The sequence below is a fragment of the Allobosea sp. GW823-FHT01F03 genome (genome assembly GCF_058798075.1).
The window spans coordinates 4,129,118-4,142,948 of the sequence record NZ_CM179505.1 but is presented as its reverse complement, the minus strand read 5'-3'; the positions used below and the strand labels follow the sequence as shown (position 1 = coordinate 4,142,948).

Below are 13,831 nucleotides of genomic sequence, written 5' to 3'. Positions count from 1 at the left end.
AGGGTGCGCGGTGTCACAGTCCTGCTTGCACTGCTCTTCGCTTTGCCGGCGCTGGCGACCGAAAGATTGACCGGCGAACAGATCAGGCAGGCTTTCACCGGCAACACGGTGAGCGGCCGCTATACCGGTGGCGGCTTCTTCACCGAGTATCACGACCCGGATGGCCGGGCGCTCGGCCATAATGGCTGGCAGCAGAACCGCGATGCCTGCTGGATCATCAAGGAGGATGCCGTCTGCTATTATTACGGCCCGCCGAGCGACCGCACCATCCACTGCTTCACCGTCGAGATGAACCAGCGGCTCTATGTGCTGCGCAATCTCGAGAATGGCCGGATCAATGCGGTCGCCGCCGTCGAACTCGCCAATCCGCGCAATCACAATGATGGCGGCCAGCCCTGGTATTGCGATGGTTTGATCTCGCGCGCACCGGCCGTGCCGATGTCGCGTCGCCTGCTGGCTGCGCGGTGACCCGAATGGCGCGCCGCCGCGCCGCTGCGCTGATCGCGCTCGCCGCGCTGGCCATGCCCGCCTCCGCCGCAGAGCGCCTGTCCGGCGAGGAGATCCGCCTGCTCTTCGAGGGCAACACGGTGAGTGGCCGCTACAATAATGGCCGCCCGTTCAGCGAGTTCCACCACAAGGACGGTCGGGCCACCGGCCATAACCGGCACGTCCTCAACCGCGATGCCTGTTGGACCACGACGCAGGAGGCGGTCTGCTATTATTACGGCCCGCACGAGACGCGTCGGACCTATTGCTTCACGGTGGAGCGCAGCGGTCAGCTCTATGTGCTGCGGACCCAGCGCGAGGGCCGCATCAACGGCGTCGCCACCATCGAGCCGGGCGATCCGCACCGCCATACCGAGAAGCTTCCGGCCTGGAATTGTGACGGGCTGATTTCGCGCCGGCTGGGCGGGGCGACTTGGCTGGCCGGCCGATGATGCCGCGGGAACGAGCGGCGCCCGAACCCCTCGACGCCGTCCTCGCCGAGCTGCGGGCCTGCCGCCTCTGTCGCGATGCGCCGCTTTATCCGCCGCGATTGCCGCATGAGCCGCGGCCGGTCATCCAGGCGACGGCGAGCGCAAGGCTGCTGATCGCCAGCCAGGCGCCGGGGACCCGTGTCCATGCCAGCGGACGGCCCTTCACCGATCGCTCGGGCGACCGGCTGCGCGACTGGCTCGGCCTCGACAAGGAGCGCTTCTATGACGGCACGCGCGTTGCGATCGTGCCGATGGGATTCTGTTTTCCGGGTCTGGACGGCAAGGGCGGCGATCTGCCGCCGCGGCGCGAATGCGCGCCGGCCTGGCGGGCACGCGTGCTCGCCGGCCTGTCCGAGGTCGAACTCGTGCTGGTGATCGGCCGCTATGCGCAGGCCTGGCATCTCGGTCCGAAGGCGGCGGCCGATCTGACCGCGACCGTCGCCGATTGGCGCGCCATCCTCGGGCAGGAGCGGCGTCCGCGCATCCTGCCGCTGCCGCATCCTTCCTGGCGCAATAATGGCTGGCTGAGGAAGAACCCGTGGTTCGAGGCCGATCTTCTGCCGGTCCTGCGCGCCGAAGTGGCGCGGCTGGCGGGATAATCTGATGCCGCTGTGAGCTGTCATTCCGGAGCTGCGTCGCTACGCGACTTGTCCGGAATGACGATGCGGGAAGGGCAGGGCGCCCTTACTTCTCCAGGCGCTTCAGCAGGCTGGAGGTGTCCCAGCGGCCGCCGCCGAGCTTCTGGACGTCGGCGTAGAACTGGTCGACCAGCGCTGTGACCGGCAGCGTCGCCTCGTTGCGGCGGGCTTCGTCGAGCACGATGCCGAGGTCCTTGCGCATCCAGTCGACCGCGAAGCCGAAATCGAACTTGCCGGCGTTCATGGTCTTGCCGCGGTTCTCCATCTGCCAGGAGCCGGCGGCGCCCTTCGAGATCACCTCGAGCATCGCTTCGACATCGAGCCCGGCGCGCTTGGCGAAATGGACGCCTTCCGACAGACCCTGGACGAGGCCGGCGATGCAGATCTGGTTGACCATCTTGGTGAGCTGGCCCGCACCGGCCGGGCCCATCAGCTTGCACATCCGGGCGAAGCTCGCGATCACCGGCTCGACGCGGGCATAGGTCGCCTGGTCGCCGCCGCACATCACGGTCAGCACGCCGTTCTCGGCGCCGGCCTGCCCGCCCGAGACCGGCGCGTCGATGAAGCCGAAGCCAGCGGCGCTCGCCGCGGCATCGAGTTCGCGCGCCACATTCGCCGAGGCGGTGGTGTGGTCGACGAAGACCGTGCCCTTGCCCATGGCGGCGAAGGCGCCGCCTTCACCGGTCGTCACAGAGCGCAGATCGTCGTCATTGCCGACGCAGCAGAAGACGATCTCCTGGCCTTTGGCGGCATCGGCCGGCGTCGGCGCCGAAGCACCGCCATGCTGCGCGACCCAGGCCTGCGCCTTGGCGGGGGAGCGGTTGTAGACGGTGACCTCATGGCCCTTGGCCTTGAGATGGCCGGCCATGGGATAGCCCATCACGCCGAGACCGAGGAAAGCGACTTTGGCCATGGGACTGCTCCATTCCGGTTCGTTAGAGCATTTTCGAGCGAAGTGGGGACCGGTTCGCGTGAAGAAAATGCGACAGAACAAGGCACTAGAGCATTTGTGCGTTTCAAAGAAGCGCGGAGATGCTCTGCCTTCCAAGCGCGTTTAGCGCGCGGGCGCGACCCTGGGAAGGCGGCTCGGTGCCAAGGCCGCCTGTCCCTAAACGCACGTCTGCGCTCACGACATCCGGAGCTGCGCTCCCGATGCCTTGCCCGCCCGCCGGAAATCCGGCAGGGAACCGTGCATGACGATCAGCAATGATGACGAACTGCAGGCGCTGCGCGAGATCGGTCGCATCGTCGCCGAGACGCTTGCAGCGATGGGCAAGGCGCTCGAGCCTGGCATGACGACCGCCGAGCTCGACGCGATCGGCCGCGAGATGCTCGAACGGCATGGCGCGCGCTCGGCGCCCGAGACCGTCTACGGCTTCCCCGGCGCGACCTGCATCAGCATCAACGAGGAAGTGGCTCACGGCATCCCCGGGCAGCGCCGCATCGTCGCCGGCGACCTCGTCAACATCGACGTCTCCGCCGAGAAGGGCGGCTATTTCTCCGATACCGGCGCTTCCTTCACCGTGCCGCCCGTCGACCGCCGGATCGAGCGACTCTGCCGCGACGGCAAGCGGGCGCTCTGGGCCGGGCTCGGCCAGGTCGGCGCCGGCAAGCCGTTGGCTGGAATCGGTCAGGCCGTCGGCCGTTTCGCACAGAAGAACGGCTACAGCCTGGTCCGCAACCTCGCCAGCCACGGCATCGGTCGCTCGCTTCACGAGGAGCCGAAGGAGATCGCGACCTGGCCGGAGCGCTCCGAGCGCCGTGTCATGCAGAAAGGGCTGGTCTTCACGGTCGAGCCGTTCCTGTCGCTGGGCGCCGACTGGGCCGAGAATGAGGGCGACGACCGCTGGACCCTCTATTCAGAGCCGCGCGCCCCGACCGTCCAGTTCGAGCACACCGTGGTCGCGACCGCCAACGGCCCGCTGATCCTGACCCTGCCGGCCTGAGCGCGGCTCGTGACCTATGCCTCGCCCCAATCTTCATGGGCGTGGCGGATGCGGACGATCAGGACGTCGCCGCCCGCTTCGATGCGATAGACGACGATATGCGCTTTGAACGGATAGATGCGCATCGGTGGCGACAGTTCCAGGCGCTCGCGTACGAGGCGGGGATAGGCGGAGAGCACGCCAAACAGCGCGAACAGCTCGTCATGATAGCGCCGGGCCTGGATCGGGCCGAATAGACGCACGCCTTGTTCGGCGATGCCGATGATGTCGTCTTCCGCCGCCTGGGTCAGGCGAAAGCCCATCAGTCATCGCCGGACGGCAGTGCGGCACGCTTCACGGCGGCTGTGAAGAGGGCCTCGCTCGATCGCGTGCCGACGCCGCTTTTCAAGCCGTCGTCGACGAAATGCTGCATGGCTGCGATCTTGTCGTTGCGCTCCTGATCCCGGCGGATCAGGTCGCGCACATAGTCGCTCGTATTGGCGTAGCGGCCGGTTTCGGTCTGCGCCTCCGCCCATTCCTTCATCGCAGCGGGCAGGGATATGTTCATCGTGGCCATGTCGATCTCCGCTGCATAGAGCATGACAATCTTTGGCAAAGATTGTCAATTTCTGGGAGTGCTTCGGCCGCGAGGCAGGGCTGAAGAGACGGTGCCCTACCGCATCGCCAGATGCTTGGTCAGCCTGAGTTCCAGCCGGTCCCAGACCCTGCGGATCAGCTCGGTCAAAGCGAGATAGATCAGGGCTGCGTAGAGATAGATCGACAGGTCGAAGGAGCGCGCGAAGGCGAGCCGCGTCGCGCCCATCAGGTCGAACAGCGTCACCAGCGAGGCGATGGCGCTCGCCTTGATCATCACGATCAGCTCGTTGCCGAGCGGGCGTAGCGCCAGGATCATCGCCTGCGGCAGGATGACATGGCGCAGGCTCGACCAGCGATGCAGGCCGAGCGCCAGCGCGCCCTCGAACTGGCCGCGCGGGATCGACTGGATCGCGCCGCGCAGGATCTCGGCCTGGTAGGCGGCGGTGTTGATCGTGAAGGTGAAGACCGCGCAATAGAACGGCTCGCGGAAGAACCACCAGAGCCCGATATCCTGCCAGAACAGGCGGAACTGGCCGAAACCGTAATAGACCAGGAAGAGCTGGCAGAGCAGCGGCGTCCCGCGGAAGAAGGTAGTGTAGCCGTTGATCGCGACCTGCGCCCAGCGCGGGCCGTAGAGCCGGGCGACGGCGAGACCGACGGCCATCGCGAAGCCGACCGCGACCGAAATCACCACGAGCTGCAAGGTGACCCAGAGGCCGCCGAACATGCGGCAGCCATAGTTCTGGAAGACCTCGGAGCCGACGAAATAGCCGGGATATTCGCACCAGTTCATCGCGTCGTCCCGCCGAAGGCGGCATAGCCGCGATTGGTGCGCTTCTCCATCCTGCCGATGCCCCAGGCGGAGATCAGCGAGAAACCGAAATAGATCAGCATCGCCGCGCCGAAGAACAGGAAGGGTTCCTTGGTCACGACATTGGCGCGCGTCGTGATGAACATGATGTCGGGCAGCGTGATCACCGAGACCAGCGAGGTCTCCTTCAGCAGCACCATCCAGTTGTTGCCGAGGCCGGGCAGGGCGACGCGGATCAGCTGCGGGAAGACGACCAGGCGGAAGGCCTGCGGCTTGGACAGGCCGAGCGCGGCGGCGGCCTCGCGCTGGCCCTTCTGGATCGAGTTCAGCGCGCCGACCCAGACCTCGCTGGAGAAGGCGGCGAGCACCATGCCGAGCGCCACCATGCCGGCGACGAAGGGCGGGATCGAGAAGCCCGACCAGATTTTCTGCACCACGATCTGGATGCCGAAATAGATGATGTAGAGCGTCAGCAGCTCGGGCACGCCGCGGAACACCGTGGTGTAGACCGTGGCGAAGGCACGCAGGACGATACTCTCCGAGCGCTTGCAGAGCGCGACGATCAGGCCGAGCGCCAATCCGAAGGGCAGGGTGGCGAGGGCGATCGAGATGGTGATGGCGGCGCCCTGCAGCAGGGCCCATCCCCAGCCGCCGGGGCCGAAGCCGAGCAGGGCGAATTTGTCGAGCATGGGAGAGCCGGCGCGTGAGGGAGTGGTTCCCGCCGGCCTGGTGCGGCCGGCGGGCAGGCCTCAGCCAAGGGTCAGTTGAACTTGAACCACTTGTCTTCGAGCTTCTTCTGCGAGCCGTCGGCGATCGTCTCGGCGATCGCCTTGTCGAACATTGCCTTGAGGGCGGTATCGGACTTGCGCACCGCACCGGCGACGCCTGCGCCGTGGATCGCGTCGTCGCGCTTCACTTCGGCGATGAGCTTGCAGCAATCCTTGCCCTGGCCCTTGAGGAAGTCGGCCAGCGCCAGCGCGTCGGCGACGATGTAGTCGAGGCGGCCGTTCAGCAGGTCGAGATTGGCCTCTTCCTGGGTCGGATAGAGCCGCGCGGTCGAGTCCTTGTAGAATTTCTCGAGGAAATTCGCGTGGATCGTCGAGCCCTGCGCGCCGATCGCCTTGCCCTTGAGGGCGGCGGGGGAGATGTCGGTGGAAGTCGTCGCCTTCGGGCCGACCATCCAGATCGGGGTCTTGCTGTAGGGCGAGGTGAAGTCGACCTGCTTCCTGCGCTCATCGGTGGCGTTCATGCCGGCGATGATGATGTCGTATTTGTTGGCCTGCAGCGCCGGGATGATTCCGTCCCAGTCCTGCACGATCCAGGTGCACTTCACCTTCATCTTCTCGCAGAGCAGGTTGCCGTAATCGATCTCGAAGCCCTCGAGCTCCTTCTTGGCGTTGAGGTTGTTGTAGGGCGGATAGGCGCCTTCCGTGCCGATCCTGACCTCTTTCCATTCCTTGGCCTGCGCCAGGGCACCGGTGGCGCCGATGGCGGTGAGCGCTGCGGCGGCGATGAAGCGAACGAAACCTTTCATGGTGCCTCCCCTTTGGGTTCGCCAGGCAGGGCGTTTCGAGCTCCCGTTCCGGCTTGTGCGCGCAGATTGTGCGATCACGGGCCTTGCCCGCAAGGGGCGCCTTGCAGCTTTTCTGAGCCTTCCGGCACAAGAAAAATGCACTGCAAGGCTTTGCTTTGGCTCGATTATTTGCGGATTTTCTCGCCTTTGGCGCTTGTCGGATCTTGCGACGAAAGCGCAATTCGTCCGCGGCTGGCCAGCGCGTTGCCGAAGCAAATCCGGCGCTGCGGCGCTTCGGCCTGTTCTTGGAGCGCCTCAGGGCGCAGGCGTTTCCTCCAGTGGAAGGAGAAAAAGGCTGGGAGCACCGGCTGCCGGGCTGGCGGCCAGTGCGCCCGATTCGATCGCGGCCGCGCCGCGCCTGCGGCCTCGGAGCGGTGGCGCTTCAGCCCTGGCGACGCGCGATCGGGATGACGAGATAGACCATTCCGAGAACCATTGGCGGGACGGCGAGGGCGGTGACCGACCAGGTCGACCAGCCGGATGTCAGCGGCGCGAGCGCCGACAGCAGCAGATTGATCAGGAGATAGGCGCCGAGCATCAGCGTTGCGAGAAATCGCAGGCGGGCTAGCAAGGCTGAGGCCGAGGATGGAAGGGACATATCAGTCTCCATAACGAAACGTATCGTTTCGATTGGATTGATAGATACGGATCGTTTCGATATCAAGGGGCGGCGCTGGCCTGGTGAGCGAAGGCTGGCCGCCGGAGCCGGCGCAAGGAGGCACCACGCGTGGTTGGTGGAAGCAGTGGGACAAGAATGAACGCGACTGACCGCTCGGCGCCGCGCCGTGCCTCTATCGGCGCGCGCCGCAACCCGGCATCGCAGGCGGCGATTCTCGCGGCGGCGCGGGCGGTTCTCGCGGAGGAGGGCTATGCCGGCTTCTCGATCGACGCCGTGTCCCGGCGGGCCGGAGCCGGAAAGCCGACGATCTATCGCTGGTGGAAGAACAAGGCCGAACTGCTGATCGAGGTCTACGCCGCCGAGAAGGCGATGGTGAAGGCCGCGGCGACCGGTAGCCTGGCGGATGATCTTGCCCTCTATACCGCCGCGCTCTGGGATTTCTGGCGTGACACGCCGTCCGGCCGGACGTTTCGTGCTCTGGTCGCGGAAGCCCAGAACGATGCCGCGGCGCTTGCCGCCTTGCGCGACAAATTCCTGCCGGAGCGTCTGTGCGATGTCCGCGCCCTGTTCGCGGCGGCGGTGGCGCGTGGTGAGATCGGCCTGGATGAAGTCGAGATGCGGCTTGGGCTCTATGTCGGCTTCAACTGGTATTATGTGCTGACGGACCAGCTCGACGCGGGCCGCGCGGCAATTCCGGCGGCGATGCGCCTAGTCGCTGCGCCGCTGCCGGGCTGAGCCGGGGGCGCTCGCTATTCGGCCGGAGCGGGCAGGGGGGCGCTGCCGCTTGCCCGCATGTCCCACAAGGCCACCATGAAGATGGCAAAGCCGCCGAGCGCCAGGCCCGTACCGACCCAGCCCGTAGAGGTCCAGCCATAGCCGGCCGCGATCGCCATGCCGCCGAGCCAGGGGCCGAGCGCGTTGGCGGTGTTGAAGGCGCTGTGGTTCAGAGCGGCGGCGAGCGTCTGCGCCTCTCCGGCGACGTCCATCAGCCGTGTCTGCAGGGCGGCGCCGAGGCCGCCGCCGCAGCCGATCATGAAGACCACCACCGATACGGCCCAGATGTTCCCCGCCGCCAGCGGAAACAGCGCCAGCGAGGCCGCGCTCCACAACAGGATCGCGCCGATCGCGGGCATCAGCGCCCGGTCCGCCGCCCAAGCGGCGACGAGCGTGCCGGCCGTCAGGCCGAGCCCGAAGATCGCGAGGACCGCCGGCACCGTCGCTGCCGAGACGCCGGTCACCTCCATCAAGGTCGAGGCGACATAGGTGTAGACCGCGAACATCCCCCCGAAGCCGACGGCGCCGATCGCCAGCGTCAGCCAGACCTGCCGGCTCCGCAGCGCCTCGAGTTCGCGCAAGGGGCTCGCGCCGGTCTGTGGTACGTCCTTTGGCGCGAAGGCGGCGACCATGACGGCGGTCGCGAGAGCCAGCACGGCGACGATGCCGAAACCCCAGCGCCAGCCCAGTGTCTGGCCCAGGAAATTCGCGAATGGCACGCCGAGGATGGTCGCGATGGTCAGGCCGAGCATGACCCGCGCGACTGATTGCGCCCGTTGGTTCGCCGGTACCAGCGAGGCTGCGACCAGCGCGGCGACGCCGAAATAGGCGCCATGCGGCAGACCGCTGAGAAAGCGGAACAGCAACATCCAGCCATAGGAGGGGGCGAGCGCACTGAGACCGTTGGCGATGGCGAAGGCCGCCATCAGGGCGATCAGCAGCGTCCGCCGCGCCACCCGGGCCGCGAGCACCGCGATCACCGGCGCACCGGCGACGACGCCGAGCGCATAGGCGCTGATCACATGTCCGGCGGTCGGCTCGTCGATGCCGAGCCCGGCCGAGAAATAGGGCAGCAGGCTCATCACCGCGAATTCGGCGGTGCCGATGGCAAAGCCGCCCAGAGCGAGGGCGAACAGGATCAGGCCGGTGCGTCGTGCCGGTTCGGCGAGCGGACGCATGGCGGCGTCGCCCGTGCTGGCGGGGGGCATGTATCTCGTCCGAAAATGGGATGTCGTTGGTGCGGCACGTCACGCGTGCTGCATCGCAGCATACTGCCGCCGCGTTGCCTTCAACGCAAGTCATTTGCATGGCGCGAGCGCCAAGGCGGGCTCGCCATGCCTCCTTGGCATGGCGAGCTCCGTTGCCGACCAACCTGGCAGGATCGCTGGACTAACCGCCACGAACCGCAGCGGGCCGAGCGATGCCGGTTGCGCGCTGGCAGATGGGCCGCTCTGTCAGAGCCGGCCCTTGCCGGCGGCGCGTGCCTCGGCGATCAGGCAGAGCTCGGTGAACAAGACCTGCGCCGCGCATTGCGCGGTGTTGCTCGTCGCGTCGTATTGCGGCGCGACCTCGACCACGTCGGCGGCGACGATATCGCGCCCCTTCAGTCCGCGCAGGATGGCGAGCGCCTCACGCGGCGTCAGGCCGCCGACCTCGGGCGTGCCGGTGCCGGGGGCGAAGGCGGGGTCGAGCGAATCGACGTCGAAGGAGACATAGGTCGGCCCGTCGCCGATCACCGCGAGCGCCTTGGCGATCACGGCGTCGACCCCCATCCGGTCGACCTCGTCGGCATGGATCACGGTCATGCCGGACTCGTAGGAGAACTCCCAGAGATATTCGGCGCCGCCGCGGATGCCGACCTGGATCACCCGCTCCGGATCGAGCACGCCGTCGAGCACCGCCTGACGGAACGGCCCGCCATGGTGGAATTTCGAGCCCTCATAGGGTCCTGACGTGTCGCAATGGGCATCGATATGCACCATGCCGACCGGGCGCTTCTCGCCGACGGCCTTCAGGATCGGATAGGTGATCGAATGGTCGCCGCCGACCGCGAGCGTCGAGACGCCGGCCTTCACGATCGTCTTGAAGGTGGCCTCGATATCCTCGTGGCAGCTTTCGAGCGAATAGCGCGAGCGGAACGGCACGTCGCCGATATCGGCGACTTTCAGCATGCCGAGCGGCGCCGTGCCGAGGCTATGATCCATCGGCCCGATCCGCTCGACCGCCCTGACGGCGCGCGGCCCGAGCCGGGTGCCCGCCCGGTTGGTCACGCCGAGATCCATCGGCAGGCCGATGATCGCGACGTCGAGGCCGCCGAGATCGGGCTGCGACAGCGCATCGGGCCGGTAAGGTGCGTTGACGAAGGTCGCGACGTCGGAGAAGGGCCATTTGCGCCGATCGCCCTTGAACTGGCCGGCGGCGACCTCCGCGAAGCGGGGATCATGGATATCGGCGCCACTGGCCCCAGCATAGCGGGCCCTCAGTTTCGCCAGCCGATCCTGATTCATGATGCGCTCTCTTCGCTGCGGGCGGATTCGCCAAAGGGCGAGGTTGACTGCGTTCCGGGATTGGATCATGCGCTTGTGATGCAGCCGTGCCATGCCAGGGACGCATTTGTCGAGCATCCCCGGCCTGGGTTCCGGTCCTGCAACGATCGGGGAGCGCTGCCCACAAACCGTGCAGGTTTAGATTTGAAGCCGATGATGGCGATCGCGGATCAACCGGGCGCCAGGCTCATGTCGCCACTGCATCACATCCTGATCGCCAGTCCAATGTCTCAAGCAGCGGTGCCGACTCACGGCGGCGCGGTGATAATGGTCCTACCGAGGAGATGCCCATAATGAAGCGTCGTCAGTTCATCCAGGCCGCCACCGCCGGTGCTGCCGCGTCCGCCATCGCCATGCCGGCGATCGCCCTGTCCAATCCTGAAGTGAAATGGCGTCTGACGTCGAGCTTCCCGAAGTCGCTCGACACCATCTATGGCGGCGGCGAGACGCTGGCGAAGATGGTTTCGGAGCTGACCGACGGTAAGTTCCAGATCCAGGTCTTTGCCGCCGGCGAAATCGTCCCCGGCCTGCAGGCGCTGGACGCCGTCTCGAACAACACCGTCGAGATGTGCCACACCGTCGCCTACTACTATGTCGGCAAGGATCCGACCTTCGCGATCCCGTCCTCGGTGCCGTTCGGCCTCAACACCCGCATGCAGAACGCCTGGCTCTCGCATGGCGGCGGTGGCGAGCTCTTCAACGAGTTCTTCAAGAAGTACAATGTTCACGCTATCCAGTGCGGCGCGACCGGAGCCCAGATGGGTGGCTGGTTCCGCAAGGAGATCAAGACCGCGGCCGATCTTCAGGGCCTGAAGATGCGCATCGCCGGCATTGCCGGCCAGGTCATGGCCAAGCTCGGCGTCGTGCCGCAGCAGCTCGCCGGCGGCGACATCTATCCGGCGCTCGAGAAGGGCACGATCGACGGCGCCGAATGGGTCGGTCCCTATGACGATGAGAAGCTCGGCTTCGCCAAGGTGGCTCCGTACTACTACTATCCGGGGTTCTGGGAGGGCGGCCCGGCGGTCCACGCCTTCATCAACACCGAGAAGTGGGCCTCGCTGCCGAAGAACTACCAGGCGGCGCTGAACGCGGCCTGCGCCTATGCCACCAACTCGATGATCTCGAAATACGACGTTCAGAACCCGGCCGCGCTGAAGCGCCTGGTCGGTGCTGGCGCGCAGCTGCGTCCGTTCTCGCAGGAGATCCTCGAGGCCTGCCTGAAGGCCTCGAACGAGCTCTATTCCGAGATTTCGGCCAAGAACCCCGAGTTCAAGAAGGCCATTGACGCGATGCAGGCCTTCCGCAACGACCAGTATCTCTGGTGGCAGGTGGCCGAGCTGACCTTCGACATCTTCCAGGTCCGTTCGCGCGCCCGCTGAGCCCTCGGGCGGGCGGGTGCTCGCTCGCTGCGCCTGTTGAAATTGCGAAAGCCCGGCCTTTGGCCGGGCTTTTTCATGTGCGGTTCCCGGAAGCGCGCCATCCGCGCCGATGTCGGCGGCGCGATCGGACTAAAGTCGTACGCCATGCGAAATTTGCATGGTCGATATGCTTTTTTCTTGCGCTTTCGTTCCGGCGCCGCTTTTCTGGGGCCGCGCGCGAACCGGAAACACCGGCGCGCCTCCAGCGCTCTGGGAGGAGCCAGCCACATGAAGCGTCGTCTATTCCTGAAGGCCGCCGGTGCCGGCGCCGCCGCCAGCGCCATTGCCGCACCAGCGATCGCGCAGTCCATGCCCGAGGTGAAATGGCGGATCACCTCGTCCTTTCCGAAGTCGCTTGATACGATCTTCGGGGCGTCGGAGGTCCTCTCGAAGGCCGTCTCGGAAGCGACCGACGGAAAGTTTCAGATCCAGGTCTTCGCCGCCGGCGAGATCGTTCCGGCGCTGCAGGCGGCCGATGCCGTCACCAACAGCACCGTCGAGATGTGCCATACGGCGTCCTATTACTATGTCGGCAAGGATCCGACCTTCGCCTTCGGCACCGCGGTGCCTTTCGGCCTGAATTCGCGCCAGCAAAACGCCTGGTTCTACCATGGTGGCGGCATGGATTTGCTCAACGAGTTCTACAAGAAGCACAACATCTACGCGCTTCCCGGCGGCAATACCGGCTGCCAGATGGGCGGCTGGTTCCGCAAGGAGATCAAGACGGTCGCCGACCTGCAAGGCCTGAAGATGCGCATCGGCGGCTTCGCCGGGCAGGTCGTCTCCAAGCTCGGCGTCGTGCCGCAGCAGATCGGCGGCGGCGACATCTACCCGGCGCTGGAGAAGGGCACGATCGACGCCGCCGAATGGGTCGGCCCGGCCGATGACGAGAAGCTCGGCTTCAACAAGGTCGCGCCCTATTACTACTATCCCGGCTGGTGGGAAGGCGGCGCAGCCCTGCACTTCTTCATCAACACGGCAAAATGGGAAGCCTTGCCCAAGACCTACAAATCGATCCTGGCGACCGCTGCCGGCCTCGCCAATGTCGACATGCAGGCGAAATACGATGCCCGCAATCCGGCTGCGCTGAAGCGGCTGGTCGGCGGCGGCGCGCAGCTGCGGCCTTTCTCGCAGGAGATCCTCGAGGCCTGCCTCAAGGCCTCCAAGGAGGTCTATGCCGAGGCGAGCGCCAAGAACCCCGACTTCAAGAAGCTCTATGAGGCAATGTCGGCCTTCCGCGGGGATCAGTATCTCTGGTTCCAGATCGCTGAATACACCTATGACAATTTCCTGATCAGGGCGCGCGCCGCTAATCATCTCTGAAGCCAAAGCCGGTTCGGCCGCCGCGGGCCGAAAGGCGGTCATACGACCAGCGACGAGCCCCGGCCGCAAGGCTGGGGTTTTCGCTGGTTTCAGCGGCTGGCTTGCCCTAGCAGGGCCTTGTTTTCAGCGTTACACTCCCGCAATCGCCCTGGTGTCCGGACGCAGATGAAACTCCTGTTCACAACGGTCTTCGCCCTCTGCGCCTTGCCGGGCTTCGTCGCAGCCCAGTCGATCGGCGAGCCCATCCCCGGACGAGGACCAGCGAAGAGCAAGCCGGCTGCGGCGCGCCCTGCGCCGGCGGCCACGGCGCGGCCCTGTCCTGAATATGGGCCGGGCTTCGTCCGCCTCGAGGGCTCCTCGGCCTGCGTCAGGGTGGGCGGTGGCGTTCGTGTCGAGTTCGGCAAGAGTTCGCAGAATGGCAGCTCGCGCGGGAGCTTCGGTTCGAACGCCGAGGCGATGCTCTATGGCGAGGCGCGCAGCCCGTCTCCGGTTGGTGAGATGCGCGCGGTGATCAGCGGTCGCGTCCGGCGCGACAACAATCTCAATGAAGGCAATTGGCAGCGCTGGTAGGCGACAGCCCTTCTCTGCGCCGTTTCCGGCCTGAGGCAGTGTGTCCCGAATGCAAGAAAG

At 66.1% G+C, this 13,831-nt stretch carries 17 protein-coding genes; 8 read left to right on the top strand and 9 right to left on the bottom strand.

Annotated features, from left to right (window positions below; translation table 11 throughout):
* The first annotated feature begins 3 nt into the window (after positions 1-3).
* The 3 genes from AC3RCC_RS19885 to AC3RCC_RS19875 are packed head-to-tail and all read left to right on the top strand — an operon-like array spanning position 4 to position 1,576.
* Positions 4-468 (top strand): hypothetical protein, encoded by a 465-nt coding sequence (locus AC3RCC_RS19885; RefSeq protein WP_291635003.1) that lies wholly within the window; start codon positions 4-6, stop codon positions 466-468.
* 5 nt (positions 469-473) lie between these two features.
* A complete protein-coding gene (locus tag AC3RCC_RS19880) occupies positions 474-938 on the top strand; it encodes a hypothetical protein (protein ID WP_291635005.1) in 465 nt (154 codons plus the stop codon).
* Complete coding sequence (locus AC3RCC_RS19875) at positions 938-1,576, top strand: uracil-DNA glycosylase family protein (RefSeq protein WP_291648768.1); 639 nt, start codon at positions 938-940, stop codon at positions 1,574-1,576. The genes AC3RCC_RS19880 and AC3RCC_RS19875 overlap by 1 nt, the downstream gene beginning before the upstream one ends.
* Before the next feature lie 85 nt (positions 1,577-1,661).
* Here the strand turns inward: AC3RCC_RS19875 and AC3RCC_RS19870 are convergent, their stop codons facing one another.
* Positions 1,662-2,528, bottom strand: coding sequence for an NAD(P)-dependent oxidoreductase (locus AC3RCC_RS19870; RefSeq protein WP_291635009.1), 867 nt, complete (start codon positions 2,526-2,528; stop codon positions 1,662-1,664).
* Between the two features lie 280 nt (positions 2,529-2,808).
* Here AC3RCC_RS19870 and map point away from each other — a divergent pair, with 280 nt between their 5' ends.
* Positions 2,809-3,561, top strand: coding sequence for a type I methionyl aminopeptidase (gene map, locus AC3RCC_RS19865; protein WP_492256342.1), 753 nt, complete (start codon positions 2,809-2,811; stop codon positions 3,559-3,561).
* Between the two features lie 14 nt (positions 3,562-3,575).
* Here map and AC3RCC_RS19860 read toward each other — a convergent pair whose 3' ends face one another.
* The 6 genes from AC3RCC_RS19860 to AC3RCC_RS19835 form a co-directional block, all read right to left on the bottom strand.
* Entirely contained in the window at positions 3,576-3,863 is a 288-nt protein-coding gene (locus tag AC3RCC_RS19860) for a type II toxin-antitoxin system RelE/ParE family toxin (protein WP_492256341.1), read from the bottom strand.
* Entirely contained in the window at positions 3,863-4,117 is a 255-nt protein-coding gene (locus tag AC3RCC_RS19855) for a type II toxin-antitoxin system ParD family antitoxin (protein WP_291635016.1), read from the bottom strand. The genes AC3RCC_RS19860 and AC3RCC_RS19855 overlap by 1 nt, the downstream gene beginning before the upstream one ends.
* A 96-nt stretch (positions 4,118-4,213) precedes the next feature.
* Positions 4,214-4,930 carry an ABC transporter permease gene (locus AC3RCC_RS19850; RefSeq protein WP_291648772.1) on the bottom strand — a complete coding sequence of 239 codons (717 nt, stop codon included), beginning with the start codon at positions 4,928-4,930 and terminating at the stop codon, positions 4,214-4,216.
* Positions 4,927-5,637, bottom strand: a complete 711-nt coding sequence (locus AC3RCC_RS19845; RefSeq protein ID WP_291635019.1) for an ABC transporter permease — start codon at positions 5,635-5,637, stop codon at positions 4,927-4,929. Before AC3RCC_RS19845 ends, AC3RCC_RS19850 begins: the two co-directional genes overlap by 4 nt.
* A 71-nt stretch (positions 5,638-5,708) precedes the next feature.
* The gene (locus AC3RCC_RS19840; protein ID WP_291635021.1) at positions 5,709-6,482 is read right to left on the bottom strand and encodes a transporter substrate-binding domain-containing protein; all 774 of its coding nucleotides are present in this window, start codon (positions 6,480-6,482) and stop codon (positions 5,709-5,711) included.
* A 421-nt stretch (positions 6,483-6,903) separates the two neighbouring features.
* Positions 6,904-7,119 carry a hypothetical protein gene (locus tag AC3RCC_RS19835; protein ID WP_492256340.1) on the bottom strand — a complete coding sequence of 72 codons (216 nt, stop codon included), beginning with the start codon at positions 7,117-7,119 and terminating at the stop codon, positions 6,904-6,906.
* Between the two features lie 156 nt (positions 7,120-7,275).
* Here AC3RCC_RS19835 and AC3RCC_RS19830 point away from each other — a divergent pair, with 156 nt between their 5' ends.
* Entirely contained in the window at positions 7,276-7,875 is a 600-nt protein-coding gene (locus tag AC3RCC_RS19830) for a TetR/AcrR family transcriptional regulator (RefSeq protein WP_452119568.1), read from the top strand.
* Between the two features lie 14 nt (positions 7,876-7,889).
* Here AC3RCC_RS19830 and AC3RCC_RS19825 read toward each other — a convergent pair whose 3' ends face one another.
* Both AC3RCC_RS19825 and speB read right to left on the bottom strand, forming a co-directional pair.
* Positions 7,890-9,122: an MFS transporter gene (locus tag AC3RCC_RS19825; RefSeq protein WP_492256339.1), complete on the bottom strand. Its 1,233-nt coding sequence runs from the start codon at positions 9,120-9,122 to the stop codon at positions 7,890-7,892.
* Positions 9,123-9,368: 246 nt separating this feature from the next.
* Positions 9,369-10,421, bottom strand: coding sequence for an agmatinase (gene speB / locus AC3RCC_RS19820; RefSeq protein WP_492256338.1), 1,053 nt, complete (start codon positions 10,419-10,421; stop codon positions 9,369-9,371).
* Between the two features lie 332 nt (positions 10,422-10,753).
* Between speB and AC3RCC_RS19815 the strand changes: the two genes are divergently transcribed.
* From AC3RCC_RS19815 to AC3RCC_RS19805, 3 genes are all read left to right on the top strand, one after another.
* A complete protein-coding gene (locus tag AC3RCC_RS19815; RefSeq protein WP_492256337.1) occupies positions 10,754-11,839 on the top strand; it encodes a TRAP transporter substrate-binding protein in 1,086 nt (361 codons plus the stop codon).
* A gap of 267 nt (positions 11,840-12,106) precedes the next feature.
* On the top strand, positions 12,107-13,201 hold the full coding sequence (locus AC3RCC_RS19810; protein WP_291635031.1) for a TRAP transporter substrate-binding protein: 1,095 nt from the start codon (positions 12,107-12,109) through the stop codon (positions 13,199-13,201).
* Positions 13,202-13,366: 165 nt separating this feature from the next.
* Positions 13,367-13,771, top strand: a complete 405-nt coding sequence (locus AC3RCC_RS19805) for a porin (RefSeq protein ID WP_291635032.1) — start codon at positions 13,367-13,369, stop codon at positions 13,769-13,771.
* Positions 13,772-13,831 lie beyond the last annotated feature (60 nt).

What these genes read in the sequence shown, in the direction of transcription:
- AC3RCC_RS19805 (WP_291635032.1), top strand. Translation starts at nt 13,367, where the DNA reads ATGAAACTCCTGTTCACAACGGTCTTCGCCCTCTGCGCCTTGCCGGGC.
- AC3RCC_RS19810 (WP_291635031.1), top strand. Translation starts at nt 12,107, where the DNA reads ATGAAGCGTCGTCTATTCCTGAAGGCCGCCGGTGCCGGCGCCGCCGCC.
- AC3RCC_RS19815 (WP_492256337.1), top strand. Translation starts at nt 10,754, where the DNA reads ATGAAGCGTCGTCAGTTCATCCAGGCCGCCACCGCCGGTGCTGCCGCG.
- AC3RCC_RS19850 (WP_291648772.1), bottom strand. Translation starts at nt 4,930, where the DNA reads ATGAACTGGTGCGAATATCCCGGCTATTTCGTCGGCTCCGAGGTCTTC.
- AC3RCC_RS19845 (WP_291635019.1), bottom strand. Translation starts at nt 5,637, where the DNA reads ATGCTCGACAAATTCGCCCTGCTCGGCTTCGGCCCCGGCGGCTGGGGA.
- AC3RCC_RS19835 (WP_492256340.1), bottom strand. Translation starts at nt 7,119, where the DNA reads ATGTCCCTTCCATCCTCGGCCTCAGCCTTGCTAGCCCGCCTGCGATTT.
- AC3RCC_RS19825 (WP_492256339.1), bottom strand. Translation starts at nt 9,122, where the DNA reads ATGCCCCCCGCCAGCACGGGCGACGCCGCCATGCGTCCGCTCGCCGAA.
- speB (WP_492256338.1), bottom strand. Translation starts at nt 10,421, where the DNA reads ATGAATCAGGATCGGCTGGCGAAACTGAGGGCCCGCTATGCTGGGGCC.
- AC3RCC_RS19870 (WP_291635009.1), bottom strand. Translation starts at nt 2,528, where the DNA reads ATGGCCAAAGTCGCTTTCCTCGGTCTCGGCGTGATGGGCTATCCCATG.
- AC3RCC_RS19880 (WP_291635005.1), top strand. Translation starts at nt 474, where the DNA reads ATGGCGCGCCGCCGCGCCGCTGCGCTGATCGCGCTCGCCGCGCTGGCC.
- map (WP_492256342.1), top strand. Translation starts at nt 2,809, where the DNA reads ATGACGATCAGCAATGATGACGAACTGCAGGCGCTGCGCGAGATCGGT.
- AC3RCC_RS19840 (WP_291635021.1), bottom strand. Translation starts at nt 6,482, where the DNA reads ATGAAAGGTTTCGTTCGCTTCATCGCCGCCGCAGCGCTCACCGCCATC.
- AC3RCC_RS19875 (WP_291648768.1), top strand. Translation starts at nt 938, where the DNA reads ATGCCGCGGGAACGAGCGGCGCCCGAACCCCTCGACGCCGTCCTCGCC.
- AC3RCC_RS19855 (WP_291635016.1), bottom strand. Translation starts at nt 4,117, where the DNA reads ATGGCCACGATGAACATATCCCTGCCCGCTGCGATGAAGGAATGGGCG.
- AC3RCC_RS19860 (WP_492256341.1), bottom strand. Translation starts at nt 3,863, where the DNA reads ATGGGCTTTCGCCTGACCCAGGCGGCGGAAGACGACATCATCGGCATC.
- AC3RCC_RS19830 (WP_452119568.1), top strand. Translation starts at nt 7,276, where the DNA reads ATGAACGCGACTGACCGCTCGGCGCCGCGCCGTGCCTCTATCGGCGCG.